This is a genomic window from Tessaracoccus defluvii (assembly GCF_014489575.1).
GTDB classification, from domain to species: Bacteria; Actinomycetota; Actinomycetes; order Propionibacteriales; family Propionibacteriaceae; genus Arachnia; species Arachnia defluvii.
The window spans coordinates 1,814,334-1,830,448 of record NZ_CP060789.1; the positions used below are offsets into that span (position 1 = coordinate 1,814,334).

Consider the following 16,115-nt stretch of genomic DNA (forward strand, 5'->3'; position numbering starts at 1 on the left):
GCGTGTCATGCCAGGTCGGCGGGCCCGAAGGCCTGCGGCAGCATCTCGTCGAGGGTCCGGAGCCCGGCGGGCGTCTCGAGCACCAGGGCGGGACCGCCGTGTTCGTTGAGCAGTTGCCTGCAGCGGCCGCACGGCGTGATGACGTCACCCTCGCCGTTGACGCAGGTGAACGCGACGAGCCGGCCGCCACCGCCCATGAGCAGCGACGACACAAGCCCGCACTCGGCGCACAGGGTGACGCCGTAGCCGGCGTTCTCCACGTTGCAGCCCGCGACGACCCTTCCGTCATCGACGAGCGCCGCCGCCCCACCCGGTACCCCGAGTAGGGGGCGTACGCCCGCCCGGCGGCCTCGACGGCCGCCGCCCGCAGCGCCTCCCAGTCGACCTGCATCAGTGGCTCTTCACGAAGTGGTCGCCGTCAGCGGCTGGCGCCCGCACGCGTCCGACGAGGCCCGCGACCGCGATGATAGTGGCCAGGTACGGCAGCATCTCGATGAAGTCGCTCGGGATCGGCAGCGCCATCAGCTTCGTCGACTGCGCCAGGGCGCGGGCGAAGCCGAAGAACAGCGCCATCGCGGCGGCGAGCAGCGGATGCCAGCGGCCCATGATGACTGCGGCGAGCGCGATGAAGCCGTTACCGGCCGTCGGCTCGTTGTCCTGGTAGGCGCCGACGGACCCGATGGTGAAGTAGGCGCCGCCGATGCCGGCGAAGATGCCGCCCAGGAGCACAGCGGAGGCCTTGGTGCGCACCACGGGGATGCCGACGGTGTCCGCCGCGTGCGGGTGCTCGCCGACGGAGCGGACGCGCAGCCCCCACTTGGTCTTGTAGAGCAGGAACCAGACCAGGGGGATGGCGACGAAGGCCATGTAGGTCAGCGGCCGCAGCGAGAAGAGGATGGGGCCGAGGAACGGGATCTGCTCGAGACCCGGGATCTTGAACGGCAGCATCGGCGACACCCGGCCGAACGTCTCCACGTTCTTGGTGACCATCTGCTGGTAGATGAACCCGGTCAGCCCCGCGGCCAGGACGTTGATGACGACGCCGATGATGACGTGGTCGACCAGGAAGCGCAGCGTGAACACGGCCAGGATCGCGGCCATCAGCAGGCCACCGAACGCTGCGGCGAAGAGCGCCGCCACGAACGACTGGGTCAGGCTGTAGGTGATGGAGGCGGTGAAGGCCGCCATCAGGAACTGGCCCTCGATGGCGATGTTGACCACACCGGCCCGCTCCGACAACACGCCGGCCAGGACACCGAAGAACAGCGGTGTCGCGTACTCCAGCGTCAGGTTGAGCTGGCTGGTGACGGTGAACGGCAGGTCGGAGCTTGCGGCGGCCCACACGATGAATCCCACCATGAGCCCGACGCCGGCCACGATGGCGGCCACGGTGCGCATCCGTGGGCTGAGCCTGCCGCTGAGGTAGCCGACACCTGCGCCGAGCACGAGCAGTCCGGTCACCAGGACCGTCGGCGTGCCAGGCACGTCCAGCGTCGGGAGCTTGACCGCGGCGAACGCGTCGGACAGCGCGATGAGGCCCGACTTCGACACCGTGAACGCCAGCGCCACCAGGATGGCGCCGAGCAGTGTGAGCAGCACGCCGATGGAGAGGCGCTGGGAGCGCTTCTCCGGCGACTCGACCACCGTCGGGACGATGATCTGGGACTCGTGGTCGACAGTGTGGGTGCTCATGCTTGAACCGCCTTGGCGCTCGAAACGGGCTGGCCCTTGACTGCCTTGCGCTCGTTGAGGAACGGCAGGAGCCACGTGACGAACGCCGGCGCGGCGACGAACAGCACGACGAGGGCCTGGATGAGGTCGGTCAGCTTCTCGGGCGTCTGCGCCATCGCGACCATGGTCCGACGGGAAGCCTTGAGGGCTCCGAAGAGCAGGCCCGCGAGGACGACGCCGAGCGGTCGGGAACGGCCGAGGAGGGCGACGGTGATCGCGTCGAACCCGAGGGTGCCGATGATGGTTCCCGTCATCTGGGGCGGCACGCCTGTGAGAAGGTCGGGTGCCGTGACCTGGATGACACCGGCGAGGCCGGCGAAGCCTCCCGCGAGGGCCATGGTGATGAAGGTGATCTTCGGGACGCTGGCACCCGAGGTGGCGGCCGCGTTCGGGTTGAGGCCCACGGCCTTCAACTGCACGCCGAACTTGGTGCGCTCAATGAGGACCCAGACAGCGAAGGCGGCCAGCAGGGCGAGGAAGAAGCCCAGGTGCAGGCGGGTGCCCGCGAGCCGGGGCATGATCGCGGACCACTCGAGGATCGGCGAGATCGGATCCACGCGGCCGGGTGTCTGGAACGCGGGCTGCATCATGAGGAACGACAACAGCCGCGCGGCGATGTAGTTCATCATGATCGTCAGGATGACCTCGTGGGCGCCGGTACGGGCCTTGATGAGGCCGACGATCCCGCCCCAGAGCGCACCTCCGAGCATGCCGACGATGATGACGAGCGGCAGGTGCAGGAAGAGCGGCAGCCCCTTGATGCTGAAGCCCAGGAACGCGCCCAGCAGTGCGCCGAGCATCGCCTGGCCCTGCGCGCCGATGTTGAACAGTCCGGCGCGGAACGCGATCGCGACGGCGAGGCCGCCGGCAATCAGCGGCGCGGCCTCGGCAGTGGTGTTCGTGATGGCGACGAGCGAGCCCATCGAGCCGATCCACATCGCGGCGAACGTCGACGAGATCTTGTCCCAGGACGCGGCGAGCGCGTCACCCGGACGACTGAAGAAGTACGCGTACTTCGAGGCGACCTCGATGTCGGCGACGACCATGACGACCGCGCTGACGAGGAACGCGAGCAGCAACGCGGCGACCGTGATGATCGTCGTCTGGAGCCAGGCGGGGCGAGCCGCCACCTTCTCATTCATTGCTGGCCTCCTGGACCGTCGCAAGGGCGTCGTCGTACGTGGCTCCGGCCATCATGAGGCCGAGCACGTCGCGGGGGGTGTCGGAGTCGACGACACCGACGATCCGACCGCGGTACATGACCGCGATCCTGTCGGCGAGCGACTCGACCTCGTCGAGTTCGGTAGAGACGATGAGGACGGCGGTCCCCCGGTCCCGCTCGGCGACGATCCGCTTGTGCAGGAACTCGATGGCGCCGACGTCGACGCCGCGGGTGGGCTGGCAGGCCAGCAGCAGCGACAGGGGACGCGACAGCTCGCGGGCAAGCACGACCTTCTGCTGGTTACCTCCGGACAGGGACCCGACCGGCTGCGCCTGTGAGGTCGACCGGATGTCGAACTCCTCGATCCGCTCCTTGGCGTTCTGCGTGATCCGGCCCAGCTGCAGCAGGCCGCCGCTCGAGTACGCGTCGAGGTTGTTGAGGACGAGGTTCTCGGCGATGGAGAACTCGCCGACGAAGCCGTCGCGGTGCCGGTCCTCGGGCACGAAGCCGAGTCCGGCGGCGATGGTGCGGGCCGGCTTGGCGCGCGTGATGTCGACCCCGTCGAGCGTCGCGGTGCCGGTGAGCGGAGTCATGGTGCCCAGCAGGGCCTCCGCCAACTCCGTCTGGCCGTTGCCCTGGACGCCGGCGATGCAGACGATCTCACCGCCGCGGACCTCGAGGCTCAACTCGTCGACGGCGACGGCGCCGTTGGGGCTGGCCACGGTCAGCGCATCGATGACGAGGCGCGCCTCGCCGGGCTGGGCAGGCTCCTTGTCGACGGTCAGGGAGACGGAGCGGCCGACCATCATGGACGCCAGTTCGGCCTCCGGGGCGGACGGCTCGGCCTTGCCGACGACCTTGCCGCGGCGGATGACGGTGATGTCGTCGGCGACGGCGCGAACCTCGCGAAGCTTGTGCGTGATGAAGACGATGGCCCTCCCCTCGTCCCGCAGCGAGGCCATGACGGCCATCAGCTCGTCGATCTCCTGCGGGGTGAGTACGGCGGTGGGCTCGTCAAAGATGAGGTAGGTGGCGTCATTGGCGAGCGCCTTGAGGATCTCGACCCGCTGCTGGATGCCGACGGGGAGGTCCTCGACGAGCGCGTCCGGGTCGACGTCGAGGCGGTAACGCTCGCTGAGCTCACGCACCTTGCGGCGCGCGGAGGCCAGGTCGAGCATGCCGCCGGTGCCCGGCTCGCGGCCTAGCACCATGTTCTCCGCAACCGTGAACACGGGGATCAGCATGAAGTGCTGATGGACCATGCCGATGCCGGCCGCCATGGCCTGCTTCGGGTTGGTCAGCGTGAGCTTCTCGTCACCGAGCCGGATCTCCCCCTCGTCCGGTGCCAGGAGCCCGAACAGGATGTTCATCAGCGTCGACTTGCCCGCTCCGTTCTCACCGAGCAGACAATGGATGCGTCCGGGCACGACATCGATGCTGATCGAGTCGTTGGCGGTCAGCGGCCCGAAGCGTTTGGTGATCCCTTGCAGGGACAGCACCGGGCCTGATGTCTCGGTCACGGGTATTCTCCTCCTTCGCCGACGATGGCGGTGGGCTCACAGCGTATCGGCATCGGCAGGGGCCCGTCGCCCTCCCGCGCCTGTTGGGGAGCAGAAAGGGAGGGGCACCACGCGGTGCCCCTCCCGAACTGCGGGTCAGCCGAAGATCACGGCTGGCTCGGCGAGGTGATCTCGATCGTGCCGGCGATGATGTCCTGCGTGATCTGGTCGAGTTCGGCCTGCAGCCCCTCGGGCAGCTTGTCGGCGAAGTCGTGGAAGTCGGCGATCGAAGCGCCGCCGTTCTCCAGCGTGCCGACGTACGGGTCGGACGAGAAGGAACCCTCCATGGCCGCCTTGATGGCCTCGAACACTGCGACGTCCATCGCCTTCTCGACGGAGGTGATGATGACGTTGCCGTACTCGGCAGCGGAGACGTAGCCGTCGGTGTCAACCCAGATGGCGTTGACGGCGCCGTTGGACTCCTGCGCAGCCTGCAGCGCGCCGATGCCGGCGGGGCCGGCGACCGGCATGATGATGTCGGCGCCCTGGGCGATCAGGGTGTTGGCGGTGTTCTTGCCACCGGGGGTGTCACCGAAGGGGTTGTTGCCGCCGATGAACTGGCCGTCCTGCTTCGCAGCGTCCCAGCCGAGCACCTTGACGGTGGTGCCCTTCTTCTCGTTGTGGTAGTCGACGCCCTGCGCGAAGCCGTCCATGAAGATGGAGACGGTCGGGTAGTTGGCGCCACCGAAGGTGCCGACGGTGCCCGTCTTGGTCATGGCGGCCGCGGTGTAGCCGGCGAGGAACGCGGGCTCGGCGGTGTTGAAGATCAGGCCCTTGGCGTTCGGGACGCCCTCGAAGGAGCCGTTGTCGACGATGGCGAAGCTGCGATCGGGGTGCTGCTTGGCGGCGGCCTCCGTGGCGGTGGCCAGCGCGAAGCCGACGGTCACGACGATGTTGCAGTCGGCGTCGATCATGGCCTGCAGGTTGCCCGCGTACTCGGCCTCGGCGTTCGACTCGATCTGGTTCGTCTTGATGCCCAGCTCGTCCTTGGCGCGCAGCAGACCCGCGTAGGCGGTCTCGTTGAACGACTTGTCGTCGAAGCCGCCGGCGTCGGAGACCATGCAGGCGGTGAAGTCCGACGCGCCGGCCGGCGTCGACTCGGGCGCAGAAGCGGAGGCCGACGGCGTTTCGCTCGTGGCGGGCGTGGACGGGGAGGCGCTCGGCGGGGCGGCGCAACCGGAGAGAGCGAGGGCCGCCGCACCGGAAAGGGCGATGAGGCTGACCAGGGACTTCTTCACGAAGGTTCCTCCTTGTAAGGACAGGGTGTCGGGCCGACATTACCCCCGCCCCAGCGCTGACCGCACATCGGCACCGGGATCGTTACCGACCCGCAATAAAGAGGTACCGACGGTCAGTCAGGAGGAGACCTGCCGCACCAGTGCCATCGCGGAGCGGATCATCCCTGTGGTCTGCGCCTGCCAGTCGGGTTCCTGCCCCCGATAGGGGCCGGTGGCCAGCGAGATGACCACGGCCGCGGCCCGCAGCCGGAGCTCGACGGGGTCCACGCGGCGGTCGAACACCGGCACCCACCGGGCCAGCAGGTCACGGACCTTGGCCTCCTGCTCCGCATTCATCCGCTGGATGGTCGACAGGTGTCCGATGAGGCAGGCCAGGTCGTCCGCGCGACGCCCCGGTCCGATGGTGTCGACGTCGAGCACGCCGACGATCCGGCCCCCGGCGACCCGCAGCTGGCCTTCGTGGAAGTCGCCGTGGGTCGGCTCGTTGCCGAGCGGGTAGCGGGCGAGCCCCGTCGTGATCCGCTCGGTCAGCCAGGAGAGGTCATCGCCCAGCTCGGGCAGGGTGGCCGCGACCATCTTCGCGTAGTGCCCCACGGCCTCGGCCCAGGGCGGGCGCCGCTCCAGCGCCGCGACGGCGGGCGGCATCGCGTCCAGCAGGGCGATGAGTTCCTCCGGCGTGCAGGGTTCCCCGGGCTCGAACAACGCCCTGGCGAGCGAGGCTCCCGGCAGTTCCCTCGTGACGAGCAGGTTGTCGCTGGTGGCGAGCGCGATCTCGGGGGCGGGGAGCCCGGCCTGCCGCAGCAGGAGGTGCTTGTTGCGGACGTCGGCGAACAGCTTCTCCCGGAGCACCTTCACGTAGAAGACCTGCGCGGGGTCGGTCACGACGACCTTGACGACGGCGCGGCGCCGCGGGCGGTAGCCGATCATCGACAGGGAGAGCTGCTCGGCCGTGACGGGCCGCGAGAGCACGCCCGGGGTGTTCAGCGTCTCGGCCATCCGGTCCGGATAGGCGGCCCGCGGCAGACCGAGCAGGTCCGGGTCGGACGGGTACAGCCACACCGCGACGCGACGGGACCCGTCATCGAAGATGTCGGCCCTCTCATCGCTGCCGGTGAGTTCGCCGCTGCGGGCGCTGACACCGAGCAGTTCCGCCCGCTCGCCGTGCGGCCAGCGCACCTGCGCGGTGTAGGTGGCGGTGGTGGACTGCTCCGGGGCGGCGTCGACGTGGTCGAGCGACCAGGTGAGCAGCTCACCGCCCTGGTGTTCCACCGCGGCCCGCAGCAGGGGCTCGACGTCGGGGCCGGTGAGCAGGCGCGCGCCGTCGTCAGCCATCGGGATCCTCCTGCCCGGCGTGCCCGATCTCCAGACGGAACCAGGCCGCCCGGCGGCCGTCCAGCTGGGTGACCTCGAGCGTGATCAGCGCGACGGCGGCGTCCTCGTCTCCCCGTTCGGGCCGCAGCACGACCACGACGCGGGCGCCGAGCTCCGGCAGCACGCCGGTCTCCGCCATGAAGAAGCCGGCGACGGTGTCGTAGGGGCCCTCCGGGATCACGTACCCGGTGAGTTCGGCGAACTCCTCGATCGTGGTGAGCCCGTCGACCTCGTCGACATGTCCCAGCTCGGTGTCGGGGTCGTCGTATTCATCGCTGATGTCGCCGATGAGCTCCTCGACGAGGTCCTCGATCGTGACGATGCCCGCGGTGCCGCCGTACTCGTCGCGGACGATGACCATGTGCGCCCGCTCCTTCCGCATGGCCGTCAGGGCCCGCAGGATCTTGACGGTGTCGGGCAGGAACAGGACGTCACGGGAGAGGGATCCGACGACCCCGTCCCGCGCGGTTCCCTCGACATCCATCAGGTCGCGCACGTGCAGGAACCCGATGACCCGGTCGGGCGATCCGTCGGTCAGGGGATAGCGGGAATGGGGCGCGCCACGCACCTCGCGGTAGGCCATCTGGATGGGCATGTCGGCCGGCAGGAAGTCGACCTCGGTGCGCGGCACCATCACCTCGCGGAGCGACCGCTCCCCCGCGTCGAAGACCTCGTCGACGATGCTGCGGCCCTCGACGCCCAGCGCCGTGGAGCTGGAGACCATGGCCCGCAGCTCCTCGTCGGTGACCTCGTCCCTCGCCAGATTCGGGTCGCCGCCCAGGAGCCGGACGAGGAAGTTGGTGCTGACGTCCAGGAACCAGATGAGGGGGCGGGCCAGGGTGGCGATCCCGGAGACCAGCGGGGCGAGGCCGAGCGCGAAGGCCTCCGCGCGCTGCATGGCGAGCCGTTTGGCTGTCAGTTCCCCGATGACGATGGAGAAGTACGAGATGACCACGGTGACGCCCACCAGCGCCAGCGGCGCCGCGACGGCGGGCGCCATGCCCAGCGCCACCAACTGCGGCGTCAGCGACTCCGCAATGGTGGCGCCACCGAAGGCGGCCGACAGCATCCCGGAGACGGTCACGCCGATCTGCACAGACGACAGGAACAGGTTGGGGTTGCCGGTCAGCCGCTCGATGGCCCGGCCCCGCTTGCCCTTCCCCGCCAGTTGCTTGACCTGGCTCTCCCGCAGGGTGACGAGCGCCATCTCCGCGGCGGCGAAGGTGCCGCCGATCAGGATGAAGACGAAGATCAGCGCGACGTCGGCCAGCACGGTGCCTGGCTCCTCACCGGAAGATGACGGTGCGGTGGCCGTCTGCCAACACGCGGTGCTCGCCGAAGAGCCGCACCGCCTCCGCGAGGGTCTGCGACTCCTGTGCCTGCCCCTTGCGGACGAGCTTGGCGACGTCCATGGTGTGGTCGACGCGGACCACGTTCTGCTCGATGATCGGCCCCTCGTCGAGGTCGCCCGTGACGAAGTGTGCCGTCGCTCCGATCAGCTTCACGCCACGGGTGTGTGCCTGGCGGTAGGGGTTGGCGCCCTTGAAGCCGGGCAGGAACGAGTGGTGGATGTTGATGGCGCGGCCGGCGAGGAAGTCGCACAGCTCGGGGCTGAGGATCTGCATGTAGCGGGCGAGCACGACCAGTTCGATCCGTTCCTCGTTGACGATGCGGACGACCTCCGCCTCGAACTCGGCCTTCGTCTCGGGGGTGACCGGCCGCGACGCGAACGGAACGCCGTAGAAGCCCGCCATGGGCGCCAGCACGTCGTGGTTGGCCATGATCTGCACGATGTCGATCGGCAGGTCGCCGCCGTGCCAGCGGAAGAGAAGGTCGTTGAGCACGTGCCCGGCCTTGGAAGCCAGGATCAGGGTGCGGACGGGGCGGGCGTCAGCGACCAGGAAGTCCGCGTCGAAGTCGGAGGTCGCCTGCGCGATGCCCTCGGACAGCAGGTCACGTTCTGCGCCTGTGACCTCGATGCGGGTGAAAAAATGGCCCGAGTCGGGAGATGAGAACTGCTGCAGTTCCACAATGTTGCCGCCCGCCGCGACGATCGCTCCGGTGATGGCATGGACGATGCCGGGGCGGTCGGGGCAGTCGAGTGTGACGACGAGTTGCTGCATGGGCGCAATGCTAGCGGCCTCCGCGTGGCCGCCTCCCAGCCGCCGGCACCCACCCTCTGGCCCTCGCGGGGTGACTTTCGGGGCCACTTTCGCGGTTTCGTCCCCGGATCCCACCGCCGAACGCTTAATGTGCGCGGGTACGACGCAATGGAGCGTCGCGTCGAAAGGTTGCTTCATGACCGATCCAACACCTGATCACGGGCCCCGCACCATCCCTCCGGAGGAGTTCCACCGCGTGCAGCAGTCCGAGGAGTTCGCGCTGCTGCGCGGCCGTTTCCGGCTGTTCGCCTTCCCGATGACGGTGGCCTTCCTCGCCTGGTACCTGTTCTACGTCCTCGGCTCGATCTTCGCCAAGGACCTGATGATGACGTCCGTCGCCGGCAACCTGACTGTGGGGATCCTGCTCGGCCTCGGCCAGTTCGTCAGCACCTTCCTGATCACCGCCCTCTACATCTGGCATGCCAACAAGCGGATCGACCCGCTGGCCGAGAAGCTCCGTGAGGAACTGGAAGGGACCGCGCGATGAACCTCCTCGAGACCCTCGGCAACCCGATCATCAACATCGGCATCTTCGCCGCCTTCGTGGTCCTCACGATGGCCGTGGTGGTCCGGGTGACGATGGGCGGCAAGAAGAAGAGCGCCGGTGACTTCTACACCGGCGGCGCCAAGTTCGACGGTCGCCAGAACGGGTTCGCCATCGCGGGGGACTACCTGTCGGCTGCCTCGTTCCTCGGCATCGTCGGCGCGGTGGCGCTCTACGGCTACGACGGCCTGCTCTACTCTGTGGGCTTCCTCGTCGCCTGGCTGGTCGCGTTGCTGCTCGTCGCCGAGCCCCTGCGGAACACAGGCAAGTACACGATGGCCGATGTCCTGAGCTTCAGGATGAAGCAGAAGCCGGTCCGGCTCGCGGCCGCCACCTCGACGCTGGCCGTCAGCGTCTTCTACCTGCTCGCGCAGATGGCCGGTGCCGGGGCCCTGGTGGCGCTGCTGCTCGGCATCTCGTCCCCGCTGGGGCAGAACATCATCATCGCCATCGTCGGCCTGCTGATGGTCGGTTACGTCCTCATCGGCGGCATGAAGGGCACCACCTGGGTGCAGATCATCAAGGCGATCCTGCTCATCCTGGGCGCGCTGGTCATGACGGTGTGGGTGATGGCCAACGCCGGCTTCAACCTGTCCGAACTCATCGGCAACGCCATGGAGAAGGCCGCCTCCGACGGCCACGAGGTCAACCTGCTCGCCCCGATGGAACGCTACAAGGATCCCCTCGCGTTGGTCTCCCTCGGTCTCGCCCTCGTGCTGGGCGCCTCGGGCCTCCCGCACGTGCTGATGCGTTTCTACACGGTGCCGACCGCCAAGGAGGCCCGCCGCTCGGTGACCTGGGCGATCGGCCTCATCGGCGCCTTCTACCTGTTCACGATGGTGCTCGGCTACGGTGCCGCGTGGCTGGTGGGCCCCGAGGCGATCAAGAACATGCCAGGTGGAGCCAACGCCGCCGCCCCGGCGCTCGCCTACCACCTCGGCGGCACCATCCTGATGGCGGTCATCGCCGGCGTCGCGTTCGCGACCATCCTCGCGGTGGTGGCCGGCCTGACGATCACGGCATCGGCCTCGTTCGCGCACGACATCTACAACTCGGTGCTGAAGGACGGCAAGGCCGCCCCGGAGCAGGAAGTGAAGGTGGCGCGGCTGACGTCGGTCACGATCGGGCTGCTCGCCATCGTCGGCGGTGTGGTGGCCAACGGGCAGAACGTGGCGTTCCTGGTGGCGTTGGCGTTCGCCGTCGCCGCCTCGGCCAACCTGCCGTCGATCCTGTACTCGCTGTACTGGAAGAGGTTCTCGACGGCGGGCGCGGTGTGGTCGATCTTCGGAGGCCTCATCACGGCGGTCGTGCTGATCATCTTCTCCCCCGCCGTGTCGGGCGCGCCAGGGGCCATGTTCCCGGACGCCGACTTCGCGTGGTTCCCGATCGACAGCCCGGCCATCGTGTCCGTCCCGGTCGGGTTCTTCCTCGGCTGGCTCGGCTCGGTGCTGCGGCCTGACGGCGACCAGTTCGCCGACCAGGCCGCCGAGATGGAGGTCCGGTCCATGACCGGCGCCGGCGCCGCTGGCGCACTGGATCACTGACGACGTCGACAGACGCGAAGCGGTCCGCACCCATCCGGGTGCGGACCGCTTCGTGTGTCGTGCCTCAGATGAGGCCGAGTTCGGTGACGGCGTTGCGCTCGTCGACCAGCTCGGCGACCGAGGCGTCGATCTTGGCCCGCGAGAACTCGTTGATGTCGAGGCCCTGGACGATCTCGTAGCGGCCGTCGGTGACGGTGCACGGGAACGAGGAGATGAGGCCCTCGGGCACACCGTACGAACCGTCGGACGGGACGGCCATCGAGACCCAGTCGCCCGCCGGGGTGCCGAGTGCCCAGTCACGCATGTGCTCGACGGTGGCGTTGGCGGCGGAGGCGGCCGAGGACAGGCCGCGGGCCTCGATGATGGCGGCGCCACGCTTGGCGACCGTCGGGATGAACGTGTTCTCGAGCCAGTCCTGGTCGCCGACGGCCTCGGCGGCGGAGCGGCCGCCCACCTTGGCGTTGAACAGGTCGGGGTACTGGGTCGCCGAGTGGTTGCCCCAGATGGTCATGTTGCTGAGCTCGGTCACCGGGACGCCCAGCTTGGCCGCGAGCTGCGACAGGGCCCGGTTGTGGTCGAGCCTGGTCAGCGCGTTGAAGCGCTCCGCCGGGATGTCGGGGGCGTTGCGCATCGCGATGAGCGCGTTGGTGTTGGCCGGGTTGCCGGTGACGAGCACCTTGACGTCGTCGGCGGCGACCTCGTTCAGCGCGCGGCCCTGGGCCGTGAAGATCGCGCCGTTGGCGGACAGCAGGTCGCCGCGCTCCATGCCCGCCTTGCGGGGCATGGCGCCGACCAGCATGGCCATGTTGACGCCGTCGAAGACCTTGGTGGGATCGTCGCCGATCTCGATGTTGACGACGTTGCCGAACGCGCAGTCGTCGAGCTCCATGACGACGCCCTCCAGCGCCTTCAGCGCGGGCGTGATCTCCAGGAGACGCAGCTCGATCGGCCGGTCGCCCAGCAGGGCACCGCTGGCGATACGGAACAGCAGGCTGTAGCAGATCTGGCCTGCGGCGCCGGTGACGGCGATCTTGGTGGGAGCCTCAGTGCTCACGTGGATTCCTCTCGGTAGGTCCTGTGTCACCGACTCTACCGCCACGGTCCGGCACCGCCGCCGCGAGGGCGCTTCAGGGGCTGCTCAGAAGAGGAAGAAGCCCCACTTCAGGACCTCCAGCAGCACGACGGCGGCCAGCCAGGCGATGAGCACGATCGTCATCCAACCGGCCTTGACGAAGGCCCGCGCCTTCTCCAGCGCCGCCGGGGGCAGGTAGAGGTTGCCCTCGAGGATGTTCCACTGCGTCATCGAGAAGAACACGAACGTGGTGGCCAGGGTGACCGTGAGGCACCAGGGGCACAGCGCACCGATGACGAACGTCGACTGGAACAGCAGCCAGTAGGCGAACACCACACCCAGGAAGTAGAAGATGTTCGCGGTGAACATGAACCACTTCGGGAACCGGATCCGCGACAGCCCCAGCACCGCGATGGTCATGACGACCGGCTCCGAGATCAGACCGAGGAACGCGTTCGGGAAGCCGAACACGTTGGCCTGCGGGGTCAGCCCCACCTTGGCGCAGTCGAAGATGGCGTTGATCGAGCAGGCCAGCTCAGCGTCCGGGTTCCCCGCCAGCACGAGCGCGTCGTAGGACAGCACGAAGCTGGCCACCAGCGAGACGATGGAGAAGATCAGCATCTCGCCGAACAGGAAGTACCGGCTGCGGTCCGGGGGCGTGACCCTTCCATCGACGGCCGGAGCGGTCAGGGTGGCATCGCCGGAGGGCGCGTCGTGGACCATGCGGGCAATCCTAACGGGCACGGCAACGGTCACCCGTGCGGGCCGTGCCTGCTCAGCGGTCGAACAGCGCCGCGATGCCCGGGTGGGCCGCGCAGTAACCGTCGAGCAGTGCGGCGCCGAGCCGCGGCGAGTCGACCAGCGGGTGCAGGGCGAAGCCCTCCCAGGCCCTGGCGCGGTCGCCGGTGAGCGCCGCCTCCGCGATCGCCGCCTCCGATCCCCGGAGCCGTGCCATCAGGCCGAGCTGCGGCAGCGTCAGGGGGGCGACAGGCAGCGGATGGACGCCGTCGCCGTCCACCACGCACCCCACCTCGACAACGACGTCGTCACCCAACTCCGGCACGACCCTGCCCGCGGGTGTCGCGTTGCCGACGTCGAGGATCATCCGCTCGGGGGAGCCGGTGGCGATGGCCGTCATCAACCGCAGCGCCACCTCCTGGTACCCGCCTCCGGCGATGTCCTCCTCGCGTCGCTCCTCGGTGGTGTCGCGGGCCTCGGCCATGTAGGTGGCCTCCCGCTCGTGCAGCGCCCGCCGCCAGACGGAGAGCGGCGAGGAGGACGCGGCCAGCTCGGCGTGGTAGGCGGCCTGCTGCGCCGCCAGGAACTCGCCCCTGGTCTGCCCCGCGCCGAGGATGTGCGCGATGGCCTCGTCGGTCTTCCAGTAGTAGTAGAGGTATTCGTTGGGCAGCACGCCGAGCGCCCGCAGGAAGTCGGGCCCGATGAGGCGGGCCTCCTCGATGTGGTCCAGCAGCGCGTCGTCGGCCAGCACGTCGGGCAGGCGGTCGACGCCGTCGACGGTGACCGATCGCAGCCAGCCGAGGTGGTTGAGCCCGATGTAGTCGTAGGAGACGCGGTCACGGTCGTGCTCGAGCGAGACGCCGAGCAGCCGGGACACGCGCCGTACCAGCCCGATGGGCGTGTCGCAGATGCCCACGACCCGCTCCCCCAGCGTCGCGCGCATCACCTGCGTGACGATGCCGGCGGGGTTGGTGAAGTTGATGGTCCAGGCGTTGGGCGCCACCTTCGCGATCGTCTGCGCCACCTGGTGCATGACGGGGATGGTGCGCAGGGCGTAGGCCAGTCCGCCGGGGCCGATGGTCTCCTGGCCGAGCAGCCCGAGATCGAGGGCGACGCGTTCGTCCCGGACCCGTCCCTCAGCCCCTCCCACCCGGATGGCCGAGAAGACGAAGTCGGCGCCGGTCAGCGCGTGCGCGAGGTCGGTGGTGGCCGACACACGGGGAGGGTCGACGAGCTCCTCGGCCCGCTCGGCGAGCAGCGCGGTGACGGCGTCGAGGCTGGCGACGGACGCGTCGTGGAGAACGACCTCGTCGATGTGCACGGACGGCAGACCCGCGGCGGCGAGTGCGTTCGTGGCGACGGCCTCGTAGACGAGCGGCACGCGGAAACCACCGCCACCGAGGATGACGAGCTTCATGGGATCAGGACCTCCGGGCGGGCGTCGGGGCGGAGAACGGGCTGGTGGCCGGCCCGCGCCGGCCGGGATCAGCCCGTGAACGCTGTGCTTCGACCCTAGCAGCGCCGTCCCCGGTATCGTGAGGACCTGATCAGCTTCGAGCAGACAACGACGTACGCACTTCCTCAGGAGGACCCATGTCCCTGCGCCCCCTCTCCCGCCGCACGCTGCTGGGCGCCGCCGGTCTCACCGGACTCGGCGCACTGGCCGCCTGCGCCCCCGGCGAAGCCGCCCCGACCACCGCCCCCACCTCGGCCGGCACGGGCGGCGCTACGACCCCGGCCACGGGCCCGGTGGATCCCTCGACGCTCGGCGACGTCACGCTGGTCGTCTGGGACCAGGAGGTGCGTGGCAGCCAGAACGATGCCCTGGTGGCGCTGAACGAGGCGTTCCAGGCCCGCTACCCCAACATCAAGATCGAGCGCACGAGCCAGTCGACGGACGACCTCAAGACGCAGGTGACGCTGGCGCTCAGCGGCGCGAAGGTCCCTGACGTGGTGCAGGTCAACAACGCCCGCGCCGACATGGGCCAGTTCGTCACCGCCGGGCAGCTCACCGACCTGAGCCCCTATGCGGCCGCCTACGGCTGGGAGGACCGCATCCCGGCCTCCGTGCTGTCCAAGGTCCGGTACTCGGCCGACGGCACCACCTTCGGCGAGGGCAACCTGTACGGACTGCCGCAGACCGGCGAGGTCGTCGGCCTGTACTACTCGCAGAAGAAGCTCGACGCCCTCGGCGCCACCCCGCCGACCACCTGGGACGAGTACTTCGCCCTGCTGGACAAGGCCAAGGCCGCCGGCGAGCAGCCGATGGTGCTGGGCAACGTCGAGAAGTGGCCCGCCCTGCACGTCTTCGGGCCGCTGCAGGCCAACTACGTCGGCGCGGACGACATCGTGAAGCTCGGCATGGGCAACGCTGGGGCCAGCTGGACGACGCCCGGAAACGTCGAGGCCATGACGCAGTTCGCGAAGTGGGGCACCGAGGGCTACTTCGGCTCCTCCCCCAACGGCACCGACTACGACCCGGCCTGGACCGAGTTCACCAAGGGCACCGGTGTCTTCCTGCCCGGCGGCTCCTGGCTCGGCCCCGACATGGAGAAGGTCATGGGCGACGACGTGCGCTTCATGGCACCGCCGCCCGCCCTCGACGGGCGCCCCGCCACCACCGGCGGCACCGGCATCCCGTTCTCCATCCCGGCGAAGGCCGCCAACAAGGACGCGGCCGCCGCGTACCTCGACTTCGTCACGACGTCGGAGGCGATGGCGATCATCGCTGAGAAGGGCGGCTTCCCCGTGATCGACGCCGCGAAGCTGGCGCCGACCTCCGGCATCCAGCACGACATCTTCGCCGCCTACGACGAGGTCGCCACGGGCGGAACCCTGCTCCCGTACCTCGACTACGCGACGCCCACGTTCGCGGACACGGCGGGCGCCGGCCTCCAGGAGGTCCTCGGTGGCCAGCGCACCCCTGAGCAGGTGCTGGCCGACTTCGAGGCCGACTACGCGGCCTTCACCGCCTGATGACGACGCATGGTCGGG

General features: G+C 69.2%; 13 protein-coding genes and 1 pseudogene. 3 read left to right on the forward strand and 11 right to left on the reverse strand.

The window, feature by feature from the left end:
- Window positions 1-5: 5 nt before the first annotated feature.
- From H9L22_RS08755 to H9L22_RS08790, 8 genes and pseudogenes are all read right to left on the reverse strand, one after another.
- Window positions 6-391, reverse strand: a pseudogene (locus H9L22_RS08755) (cytidine deaminase).
- Complete coding sequence (locus H9L22_RS08760; RefSeq protein ID WP_187722391.1) at window positions 391-1,692, reverse strand: ABC transporter permease; 1,302 nt, start codon at window positions 1,690-1,692, stop codon at window positions 391-393. Before H9L22_RS08760 ends, H9L22_RS08755 begins: the two are co-directional and overlap by 1 nt.
- Window positions 1,689-2,873 carry an ABC transporter permease gene (locus tag H9L22_RS08765; RefSeq protein ID WP_187722392.1) on the reverse strand — a complete coding sequence of 395 codons (1,185 nt, stop codon included), beginning with the start codon at window positions 2,871-2,873 and terminating at the stop codon, window positions 1,689-1,691. Before H9L22_RS08765 ends, H9L22_RS08760 begins: the two co-directional genes overlap by 4 nt.
- Window positions 2,866-4,413: an ABC transporter ATP-binding protein gene (locus H9L22_RS08770; protein WP_226966233.1), complete on the reverse strand. Its 1,548-nt coding sequence runs from the start codon at window positions 4,411-4,413 to the stop codon at window positions 2,866-2,868. The genes H9L22_RS08765 and H9L22_RS08770 overlap by 8 nt, the downstream gene beginning before the upstream one ends.
- 146 nt (window positions 4,414-4,559) lie before the next feature.
- A complete protein-coding gene (locus H9L22_RS08775; RefSeq protein WP_187722393.1) occupies window positions 4,560-5,690 on the reverse strand; it encodes a BMP family lipoprotein in 1,131 nt (376 codons plus the stop codon).
- 117 nt (window positions 5,691-5,807) lie between these two features.
- Window positions 5,808-7,022, reverse strand: coding sequence for a phosphotransferase (locus H9L22_RS08780; protein ID WP_187722394.1), 1,215 nt, complete (start codon window positions 7,020-7,022; stop codon window positions 5,808-5,810).
- On the reverse strand, window positions 7,015-8,334 hold the full coding sequence (locus H9L22_RS08785) for a hemolysin family protein (protein WP_226966234.1): 1,320 nt from the start codon (window positions 8,332-8,334) through the stop codon (window positions 7,015-7,017). Before H9L22_RS08785 ends, H9L22_RS08780 begins: the two co-directional genes overlap by 8 nt.
- A 13-nt stretch (window positions 8,335-8,347) precedes the next feature.
- A complete protein-coding gene (locus H9L22_RS08790; RefSeq protein ID WP_226966299.1) occupies window positions 8,348-9,193 on the reverse strand; it encodes a formyltetrahydrofolate deformylase in 846 nt (281 codons plus the stop codon).
- 166 nt (window positions 9,194-9,359) lie between these two features.
- Between H9L22_RS08790 and H9L22_RS08795 the strand changes: the two genes are divergently transcribed.
- A complete protein-coding gene (locus H9L22_RS08795) occupies window positions 9,360-9,710 on the forward strand; it encodes a DUF485 domain-containing protein (RefSeq protein ID WP_187722396.1) in 351 nt (116 codons plus the stop codon).
- Window positions 9,707-11,311, forward strand: a complete 1,605-nt coding sequence (locus H9L22_RS08800) for a solute symporter family protein (RefSeq protein WP_187722397.1) — start codon at window positions 9,707-9,709, stop codon at window positions 11,309-11,311. The genes H9L22_RS08795 and H9L22_RS08800 overlap by 4 nt, the downstream gene beginning before the upstream one ends.
- Window positions 11,312-11,375: 64 nt before the next feature.
- On the opposite strand, the gene H9L22_RS08805 is transcribed toward H9L22_RS08800, so the two are convergent.
- From H9L22_RS08805 to H9L22_RS08815, 3 genes are all read right to left on the reverse strand, one after another.
- Window positions 11,376-12,365 (reverse strand): malate dehydrogenase, encoded by a 990-nt coding sequence (locus H9L22_RS08805; RefSeq protein WP_187722398.1) that lies wholly within the window; start codon window positions 12,363-12,365, stop codon window positions 11,376-11,378.
- 84 nt (window positions 12,366-12,449) lie between these two features.
- On the reverse strand, window positions 12,450-13,106 hold the full coding sequence (locus tag H9L22_RS08810) for a vitamin K epoxide reductase family protein (protein WP_187722399.1): 657 nt from the start codon (window positions 13,104-13,106) through the stop codon (window positions 12,450-12,452).
- 52 nt (window positions 13,107-13,158) lie between these two features.
- A complete protein-coding gene (locus H9L22_RS08815) occupies window positions 13,159-14,538 on the reverse strand; it encodes a family 4 glycosyl hydrolase (protein WP_187722400.1) in 1,380 nt (459 codons plus the stop codon).
- Window positions 14,539-14,714: 176 nt separating this feature from the next.
- On the opposite strand from H9L22_RS08815, the gene H9L22_RS08820 reads away from it, so the two are divergent.
- The gene (locus tag H9L22_RS08820) at window positions 14,715-16,097 is read left to right on the forward strand and encodes an extracellular solute-binding protein (RefSeq protein WP_187722401.1); all 1,383 of its coding nucleotides are present in this window, start codon (window positions 14,715-14,717) and stop codon (window positions 16,095-16,097) included.
- The last annotated feature ends 18 nt before the right edge of the window (window positions 16,098-16,115 follow it).

Excerpts from the sequence above, each read along its gene's own strand:
- H9L22_RS08800 (WP_187722397.1), top strand. The coding sequence starts at position 9,707 with ATGAACCTCCTCGAGACCCTCGGCAACCCGATCATCAACATCGGCATC.
- H9L22_RS08810 (WP_187722399.1), bottom strand. The coding sequence starts at position 13,106 with ATGGTCCACGACGCGCCCTCCGGCGATGCCACCCTGACCGCTCCGGCC.
- H9L22_RS08760 (WP_187722391.1), bottom strand. The coding sequence starts at position 1,692 with ATGAGCACCCACACTGTCGACCACGAGTCCCAGATCATCGTCCCGACG.
- H9L22_RS08815 (WP_187722400.1), bottom strand. The coding sequence starts at position 14,538 with ATGAAGCTCGTCATCCTCGGTGGCGGTGGTTTCCGCGTGCCGCTCGTC.
- H9L22_RS08765 (WP_187722392.1), bottom strand. The coding sequence starts at position 2,873 with ATGAATGAGAAGGTGGCGGCTCGCCCCGCCTGGCTCCAGACGACGATC.
- H9L22_RS08780 (WP_187722394.1), bottom strand. The coding sequence starts at position 7,022 with ATGGCTGACGACGGCGCGCGCCTGCTCACCGGCCCCGACGTCGAGCCC.
- H9L22_RS08820 (WP_187722401.1), top strand. The coding sequence starts at position 14,715 with ATGTCCCTGCGCCCCCTCTCCCGCCGCACGCTGCTGGGCGCCGCCGGT.
- H9L22_RS08795 (WP_187722396.1), top strand. The coding sequence starts at position 9,360 with ATGACCGATCCAACACCTGATCACGGGCCCCGCACCATCCCTCCGGAG.